A 1,046-nucleotide genomic window follows, 5' to 3' on the forward strand; every position below is an offset into this window, starting at 1 on the left:
AGCAAAAGCCCCGCAGTCGGAGCGGACTGCGGGGCTCATGAAGAGAGGCTAGTTTGTGGGCGCTTTGCCTGGCGCCCACGAGAGAGGCAACAGAGTAGAGACTACTCGTGGATGCGGGTACCGGAGAGGCCGGCCATGGTCTCGGCGGCCTTGTCCAGGGCGCCGATGATGCAGGTGCGGCCCTTGCGGGAACGGGCGAACTTGATGGCGGCGCGGACCTTGGGCTCCATGGAGCCCTTGCCGAACTGACCCTCGTCGGCCAGACGCTCGGCCTCGTCGGCGGTGAGGTCCTCGAGCTCCTCCTGGTTGGGCTTGCCGAAGTTGATGGCGACATGCTCGACGGCGGTCAGCAGGAACAGAACGTCGGCGTCGCAGTCCTCGGCCAGCAGCTCGCCGCCCAGGTCCTTGTCGATGACGGCGGGAACGCCCTTGTAGCAGCCCTTGTTCTCGTAGTCGCGGACGACGGGGATGCCGCCGCCACCGCAGGCGATGACGATGAACTCGTTGTCGAGCAGGTTGAGGATGGAGTCAGCCTCGACGATCTTCTTGGGATCGGGGGAGGCGACGACGCGACGCCAGCCGCGGCCGGAATCCTCGACGAAGACCTTGGAGGGATCCTCGGCCATGAACTCCTTGGCCTGCTCCTCGGTGTAGAAGGGGCCGATCGGCTTGGTCGGGTTCTTGAACGCGGGATCGTCGGGATCGCACTCGATCTGGGTGACGACGGTGGCGGCGTGCCAACGCTTATAGCGCTTGTGCATCTCGCGGCCGATGCCCTGCTGCAGGTGGTAGCCGATGTAGCCCTGGGACATGGCGCCGCACTCGGGCAGCGGCATCTCGGGGGTGCCGATGGCATCGTGGGCAGCAGCGAAGGCGTTCTGGATCATGCCGACCTGCGGGCCGTTGCCGTGGGTGATGATGATCTCGTTGCCCTGCTCGATAAGACCAAGGAGAGCGTGGGCGGTGTTGCTCACGGCCTCGATCTGCTCGACGGGGTTGTTGCCGAGGGCGTTGCCGCCGAGGGCGACGACAATACGATCGGGCTT

At 65.6% G+C, this 1,046-nt stretch carries 1 protein-coding gene; it reads right to left on the reverse strand.

Annotated features, from left to right (window positions below):
- Window positions 1-101 precede the first annotated feature (101 nt).
- The coding region (arcC, locus tag DWY03_RS09955; RefSeq protein WP_070097146.1) for a carbamate kinase at window positions 102-1,046 on the reverse strand (945 nt) is incomplete at its 5' end.

It is taken from the genome of Collinsella sp. AF23-2 (assembly GCF_003459245.1).
Classification (GTDB): Bacteria; Actinomycetota; Coriobacteriia; order Coriobacteriales; family Coriobacteriaceae; genus Collinsella.